The sequence below is a fragment of the Mesobacillus zeae genome, assembly GCF_003570705.1.
Lineage (GTDB): Bacteria > Bacillota > Bacilli > Bacillales > Cytobacillaceae > Mesobacillus_C > Mesobacillus_C zeae.
The window spans coordinates 43,638-50,540 of record NZ_QWVT01000017.1 but is presented as its reverse complement, the minus strand read 5'-3'; the positions used below and the strand labels follow the sequence as shown (position 1 = coordinate 50,540).

Genomic DNA, 6,903 nt, shown 5'->3' with positions numbered 1-6,903 from the left:
ACTTATTTGTGTCCAAGATATTGACTTAGATCCATATTTTAGGTTCTCAAATTGGTGTAAATCCTTTTCGTGTTTTAAAGATAATTGCTTTTATATCTTTACTGTCAGCTATCGCAGGTTATATCAATCAAATATCAAAAAGCCAAAAGGATAGAAACTATTTAGTGTATTTCCATTAATTTTTAATACTGCTTCGGCAATTTTTTTATTCAAGTAACGGGTGCTTCGTAAAAGGTTAAGACCATTTATAAGAGATGGTCAATTTTTTTATGGGAATTATCAACCTTATCATTTGTCAGAGTCTTGATATAAAAAGCGCCCTACTCGATGAGTGGGGCGTTAATTGGGATTTATACCAACAAAAATGTGTTGAGGGTAACAGTAAGGTAACAGGCAGGGAACAGTCCGCGGATATAAACAAGAATGATAAAGAATGTCTTAAGAATGATTTTGCTGCTGCTGATTACGCACACGAAGAAAGTGACGGGGTGCCTACGACCGGCCCATTAAGTGGTGATCCAGTGCCGTCTGGAGAAATATCACATACTTCGAGTTAAGCAGTGAAAGTCCTTATAGACCTTTATTCAACTTCGAGCTTACGGATTTGCTTGTTCTCCAGCAGATGAAACTGCAGCCCAGGAGATTATTGCGGGCGGCGTACCGATACAGGAGGCCCTTGTTTACCTTAAAGACCGATTTGATACTTACAAGCCGAAGCATGCTCGGGACCGAATTAACAGCCTGTCTTACTGTGTCGGCTATATCTTGGACAAGCATCACCAGCAAATTCTCAGAAACTTGCAAAGAGGAGGATTCCGGATGGCCAGAACAATCGCGGAGATTTTGGAAGGGCTGCGGCAAAGGACTCCATCACCAGAGGCCAGGTCGTGCGAATCCGAAGAAGAAAAGTATGATTTCCCAAAGTGCAAAGATCAGACTGGCTACAAAGAGTTGCAGGATTTCATGGAGATTTTGTTCCTTTTCGTGACCTTTTGTTAGAAATGGGATTGCTGCTCAATAAAGAAAATCCTGAACTCCTGGAGGAGAAATAGATGGGTATTCCCGTTATTGCTTTCAAAGCGAAAAATAAAGTTGATCGTTATCTCTGTGATGGTCCTGAATGCGGCGATTGGTCAGATGAATATCTTGATACTCAACTCCATTTCCACGGGATCATAATTTTCTTTGATAAAACCCACATCGTTACTCATAGGAAGGCTGGCAATAATTTATAAAAGTCTTCTACATCATTTTCAGTCGGTTTCTTAAAATCTTGGCGAATGATATAAAGAGCATCGATCCGTTCTTACACGAAGAGGTTAGCGAAATTCGGGAACGTAACGGATGGTAACATTAAGTGTCCGTTTTTCGAGTAATCACTTGATATTTGTAGATAAAATAATCGAGTTCTTGGCTAGCTATAATGGTCATCTCGTGATTGAAACCAAATTGATTGCCTAGAGAAATCATATCGTTCCTTAAGAATTCGATGTATTGACGTAATTCTTTCAACGTGAGGACCGGTAAAGTTTTCATTATCAGACTCCTTTTGACAAATATAGACACTTACAATACTTATTTTATCAGTGAATGATAACTACCTAATTGGGTCATATGAACAAAATGTGACAATTTTTTCCGCGATGGGTGTAAACCCCGAGGGAAATTAGACCAGTAAAGCTAACTATTAAAAAATTAGACTGAAACATCAACAAGGAGAAGTGACAAATGAGTTTAGTGAGTACTTTAATTCTGGGATTTCTTACTGTGAACTTCCTCATCCTGCTGCTCGTGTTCTATTACGTTAATCGGAACTGGAGCAAGCTTGTTGATCAAACTGATCACTTAATCAATCTGGATCGGCAAGTATAGAACAACAAAGAAACTTTGTATGAAATCAAGAGGATTTTTAAGAATGATTGATGCGTAGTTGAGGCATATTGCGGAATATAGGAGAAAAAATTAAAAAAGGGGCTATCACTCGCTCTGTTCATTCCTGAAACTTATTTAAGAACATCATTCTTGTTATCAATATACAATGTCCCATCCTTTTGAACTTGGGCGTAAAATACATCAGCAACAGAGTTAATACCAGCTGACTTTAACTGTTGATCTAGCCACTTTTTATCAAGATTTAGCTTTCTTAAATTTTTTATGTCGATTTTCCCATCAGTGATCACAGCCATAGAGATAGGGAAAACATTATTAGCTTGTTGATTCATGTCGCTCTTGACGACAGGTGGCTTGGATTCCTTTTTCATTACTGAGAGGCTACCGTCTGTCTCAAACATTGCATAATCAACGTCAGAAACAGCAAATACGTTTTTCTTACGTAACAAGCTAATTAAAGACTCTACATCCAGCTGTGCTTTACGAAGGGCCTCATCCATAATTTGACCTTTTCTAATAAGGATGATTGGTTGTCCTGTAATAGCTATACGGGCCTGTTTGGATTTTATATTTAAAAATCCAAGAAAAATGGTAAAAGCACTCCAAAGTCCCAATGCTATTAGCCCATTACGAATACTTAATGAGGCATCAATGGCCACAGAAGCACCGATAGCACCAATCGAAATCCCTGATACAAAGTTGAAAAAAGTCATTTGAGAAATTTCTTTTCCTCCCATAATTCTCGTTAGCACCAACAACGTAGCAAAAGAAATAGCAATTCTGAGAACTAGTTCTGGAACTGACATAGTCATTAGACCCCTTTTATATTGAATGTGAATTATTATGTTATTGTCTCTAATTTTTTTCGGTTTAATGTATAGATACTTTCATTAAATTTTATGAGAAGGCGGAAAGTTCCAATATGTAGAAGTCCGGAGATTCGGCGGTATGTAATCAAACTGTTGATTAAGGGGAGGAAGGTAAAATGTATAATGTTCCATCCAATCAAGAAGAAAGATTGAAGGATCTGATTGAGCAAACATAAAACTTCCGCAAATGGCTTTTAAGCTTACAGGCATTAGAAAAGAATGATGCTAATTTTACCGGTGATGATTATTCAAAATAAAAGAAAAAAATATTAATTAAATTGGATTTATACCATTCGAGGATTTCTTTATTGAAAACTTACTTTTAGTTAACGGTTCGAACCATACAGGGAAGGAGGACCAACAATGATGACCGGCAGTGTAACATCATGGAAAATGACCGAAGATGAGCGACTGGCATACATAGCCAAGCATCCCATCAGGCCTACGAAAGAGGCTGAAAAACGCTCCTCACCATTGATCGGATTGATTACAAGTGGCCGGCTGCTAAAAAAGCAAAATAAAAAAGCCAGGATCACTCCCGGCAATTGGTAATTATTCGACAATATCATTATACTATTGGAATCCCCCGGGAAGTCGGTCTTCCTGGTACTGATTACCGTTGCAGGTGTATTGCAATCCCTGTGTTTGATGAGGATGAAAATGAAGAATAGCCATCCATGCACTTTAAAGAAAGGCGCTGTTAAAGATTGATGTTAATTTTAATATTCAACTAACGGAGCAGGTTGGTTTTATAACTTTTGGACTAATCTAAAAGACTGATTAATGAAATAAAGGAAATAAAATAAAGACAGACTTTAACATATACTTGGTTCCTTCTAAAATAGATCGTTTTTTAACTTTGATGTAATTAATAATTCTCCATAAATATTGTATAAACTTATAAAATTTACAACATAATTTAAAATATAGAATATAGATCCATATAGATGAGTGATTTTTAATGAGGTGTCAGAATGGAAGTTTTTCCAATTGTACATACAAACTTCTGGGATGCAGTTATTGCTGTCCCCCTAGTCGTATTATTGACTCAAATATGTAAGTGGTTACTGAATATTCCTAAGCCATACATACCTGCAGTGGCTAATGTTTTTGGATTAATCATTTCAATTTTCTTTGCACACAGGAATAACCTTTGGACAGGTACTTTTATGGGATTTTTTTATGGTAATGCGGGAGTAGGCTTTTATTCATCAATAAAAACACAAATAAAGGCGTATAGAAACACTTGAGAATAGGAGCGAAAAATTTGATTTACATCTATCATGACTTTGGTGGAACACATACCACTTCATTAGCAGCTGCCCACCACCTTAAAATTATAAATGATCCTAAAAAAATCCCCGAAAAAGCAGAGATATTGGCTTTGCCATACTTTAATAAGTTAAATAAAGATGATGCAGGAAAATTTATTTTACATGGAGAAGACGATGAAGGAAATCCAGTTTACACACTTGGCAGACGATCATCAAAGCTTACAATTGAATCGCTTCACCACTTTAGCGAAATATTAATAAGCCGTAATCAGATTGGAGAAAAAATAATACTCTCCAATACCTCACCTGTTGTACCCCTTGCTATGACAATAGGGGGTTTTTTCTCAAGGGGGTTAGGCGTTGATGGAATAGGAGTCCCGCTTCTCATAAAAGGTGCTCAACAATGTTATGGCAATATCTTACAACTGGTGAATGACACAAAAAAAATTGCGAAGGAATCAAACTTTGAAATCGTTAAGATTGATAATAAGAAATACCAAGCATAAAGAGTTAAAACCCCCCCTGGGAAAAGGGTGGCCTGAAATTGGACTTTTTTTGTTATAGTTCATTTTATGTAATTGGGGCCCAAAAAGTTACTATAATTTGGATAGATTATTAACTCCATTTGCTTCTGATATCTCGATCAAACTACAAATTGTCCGGATAGAGAACGAAACTCCATTTTAAATAATATGAAAAAAGAATTAAAAATGGTTTTGCATCGTTATGAAAACGTTCACAAAAAACACTTATTCATAACGAAGAATGCCTGTTATAATTGCACCTAGAGTAACCACTCGAGAGGTTAACGCAACCATGGTTTAAACCGGTTTTTACTGGGCGAAATTTGAGTTAATAATTATATCTATATGAAAAAATTATCTAATAGGAGAATATATCATGAGCGGCTATAACACAGTGTTAGCAAGAAATACGGAAAATGCTTCAAAAGGTATCGGTCCATATTCACAAACTGTAGCTTTTTCTCATTACAATAATCTTTCAGCTCAATTACCTATCGAACCCCAATCTGGTAAATTGGTAGCTGGTGGTATAAAAGAGCAGGCTGAACAGTGCTTTAAAAATATCAAGGCAATCTTAGACAGTATCGATCATGTTATGAGCGATGTTGTTAGAATCACTGTATTCGTTAAGAATATCAAAGATATTGACGCTGTAGACGAAGTTTATAAAACATTCTTCACAACCTATGTTCCTTCACGGACGGTAGTCGCAGTGACAGCTTTACCTATGGATGCTTTGGTGCAAATTGAAGCACTTGTTTCAAACGGTGAGGGTACAATTCCAAACGCACCACAAGCAGGCGACCTCATAAAGCTTACAAATAACACGGCAAATGCACCAACAAGTGCTCTATCTACACAAACTGTGGCTTTCTCTCATTACAATAACCTTTCAGCTCAATTACCTATCGATCCTAAATCTGGTAAATTGGTAGCTGGCGGTGTAAAAGAGCAGGCTGGACAGTGCTTAAAAAATATCAAGGCAATTTTAGAAAGTATCGACGTTCCTTTTGACGATATTGTTAAAATTAATATCTTCCTTAAAAACCTATCGGATATTGAAGCCGTAAACGAAGTTTATACAACATTTTTCCCAGACTCGGCTATCGCCAGGGCCGTAGCCTATGTCCCTGCACGGACAGTAGTTGCAGCTTCAGCTTTACCTATGGATGCTTTGGTACAAATTGAAGCAGTGGTGTCACACGGAGATGGTACACCTCCACAAGCTGTTGAAGACAGGCATGGAATCATCATAAAGGCAAACAACACTGAAAATGCACCAAAGTGTTCTCTATCTACACAAGCTGTAGCGTTTTCTCATTACAATCACCTTTCAGCTCAATTACCTTTGGACCCAAAAACTGGTGAAATGGTAGCTGGTGATGTAAAAGAGCAGGCTGGACAGTGCTTAAAAAATATTAAGGCAATCTTAGAAAGTATCGACCACGTTATGGAAGATGTGGTTAAAGTAAATATCTTCCTTAAAAATATTGAAGATATTGATGCAGTCGACGAAGTTTACACGACATTCTTCCCAGGCGGTGTTCCTGCACGAAGAACAGTTGGCGTATCAGCTTTACTTAAAGATGCTTTAGTCCAAATCGATGTAGTTGTAGCAAACGCTGAAGGAACACCTCCAATAGCATAAACGCTGCTCCAACCCCTTGATACATAAGATGAGGGTGGAATGCTCAAATTTTGCTAACATAGAGGTTTTTAAAGGAGGCTTCTCATGAGTTCTTGAACTTCTGCGCAATGAGTTTATTCAAGATCGTGGGAAATTCCAAGATATTATCTTTAAATATCCTGATGATTTTAACTGGATCATATTACAATAAAAAAGCGCCCTACTCGATGAGTGGGGTGTTACGTTTAAAAAGGCAAGTCCTCAGCAGCGTTAAAAGCTGAAATTCTCTGTTGTTTTTCGAACTGCTTAACTTCATTCGTAAGGTCTTGATCCTCATTTATAACCACGCTAACCAACTCATTCATAAAGCCAGTCATATTAATTTCTTTCCACCATTCGTATGCAATTTGAAATGTTCCACTCTGTGTCGTTTCTCCGGCTGGAGAGCTGTACTTTATCGTTATACTCACATTCATTTTTATTCTCCAGAAAAAATTTTTATATTCTTTATTATATCCCATGCAGAATGTTAAAAAGCAAAGAATATTATTGTTGACGAACACCGTCAACAATGACCTTTTTCTATCATGGTTAAACATGGTTCAGTCAGGCGAAAGCCTTGTTACGAAAGGGTTTGTCCAATTATAATATTGCCAATCCTGCGGTGCTTACCACTTTGACAGGATAGTAGTCTCTTAATCAAATTTAGTATGTAAGGA

General features: G+C 37.1%; 11 protein-coding genes. 8 read left to right on the top strand and 3 right to left on the bottom strand.

The features are described 5' to 3' along the window. Positions 1-269 precede the first annotated feature (269 nt). The 3 genes from D1970_RS10920 to D1970_RS10910 all read left to right on the top strand — a co-directional run bounded on the left by D1970_RS10920 (position 270) and on the right by D1970_RS10910 (position 1,235). Entirely contained in the window at positions 270-557 is a 288-nt protein-coding gene (locus D1970_RS10920; RefSeq protein ID WP_119112904.1) for a hypothetical protein, read from the top strand. Positions 558-819: 262 nt separating this feature from the next. Beyond that, positions 820-999 (top strand): hypothetical protein, encoded by a 180-nt coding sequence (locus D1970_RS10915; RefSeq protein ID WP_119112903.1) that lies wholly within the window; start codon positions 820-822, stop codon positions 997-999. Between the two features lie 53 nt (positions 1,000-1,052). Continuing rightward, positions 1,053-1,235, top strand: a complete 183-nt coding sequence (locus D1970_RS10910) for a hypothetical protein (protein WP_119112902.1) — start codon at positions 1,053-1,055, stop codon at positions 1,233-1,235. Positions 1,236-1,353: 118 nt separating this feature from the next. Here the strand turns inward: D1970_RS10910 and D1970_RS23400 are convergent, their stop codons facing one another. Continuing rightward, positions 1,354-1,536 (bottom strand): aspartyl-phosphate phosphatase Spo0E family protein, encoded by a 183-nt coding sequence (locus D1970_RS23400; RefSeq protein WP_119112901.1) that lies wholly within the window; start codon positions 1,534-1,536, stop codon positions 1,354-1,356. Positions 1,537-1,728: 192 nt separating this feature from the next. Between D1970_RS23400 and D1970_RS22390 the strand changes: the two genes are divergently transcribed. Continuing rightward, positions 1,729-1,872 carry a hypothetical protein gene (locus D1970_RS22390; protein WP_181213473.1) on the top strand — a complete coding sequence of 48 codons (144 nt, stop codon included), beginning with the start codon at positions 1,729-1,731 and terminating at the stop codon, positions 1,870-1,872. Between the two features lie 131 nt (positions 1,873-2,003). Here D1970_RS22390 and D1970_RS10900 read toward each other — a convergent pair whose 3' ends face one another. Beyond that, positions 2,004-2,696, bottom strand: coding sequence for a YetF domain-containing protein (locus D1970_RS10900; protein WP_119112900.1), 693 nt, complete (start codon positions 2,694-2,696; stop codon positions 2,004-2,006). A gap of 426 nt (positions 2,697-3,122) precedes the next feature. On the opposite strand from D1970_RS10900, the gene D1970_RS10895 reads away from it, so the two are divergent. From D1970_RS10895 to D1970_RS10880, 4 genes are all read left to right on the top strand, one after another. Continuing rightward, on the top strand, positions 3,123-3,311 hold the full coding sequence (locus tag D1970_RS10895; protein WP_119112899.1) for a hypothetical protein: 189 nt from the start codon (positions 3,123-3,125) through the stop codon (positions 3,309-3,311). A 422-nt stretch (positions 3,312-3,733) separates the two neighbouring features. Next, positions 3,734-4,009, top strand: coding sequence for a hypothetical protein (locus D1970_RS10890; RefSeq protein WP_119112898.1), 276 nt, complete (start codon positions 3,734-3,736; stop codon positions 4,007-4,009). Positions 4,010-4,026: 17 nt separating this feature from the next. After that, positions 4,027-4,539, top strand: a complete 513-nt coding sequence (locus tag D1970_RS10885) for a DUF3189 family protein (RefSeq protein ID WP_119112897.1) — start codon at positions 4,027-4,029, stop codon at positions 4,537-4,539. 394 nt (positions 4,540-4,933) lie between these two features. Continuing rightward, positions 4,934-6,205: a RidA family protein gene (locus D1970_RS10880; RefSeq protein ID WP_119112896.1), complete on the top strand. Its 1,272-nt coding sequence runs from the start codon at positions 4,934-4,936 to the stop codon at positions 6,203-6,205. A 224-nt stretch (positions 6,206-6,429) separates the two neighbouring features. Here the strand turns inward: D1970_RS10880 and D1970_RS10875 are convergent, their stop codons facing one another. Then, entirely contained in the window at positions 6,430-6,660 is a 231-nt protein-coding gene (locus D1970_RS10875; RefSeq protein WP_119112895.1) for a hypothetical protein, read from the bottom strand. Positions 6,661-6,903: the final 243 nt, after the last annotated feature.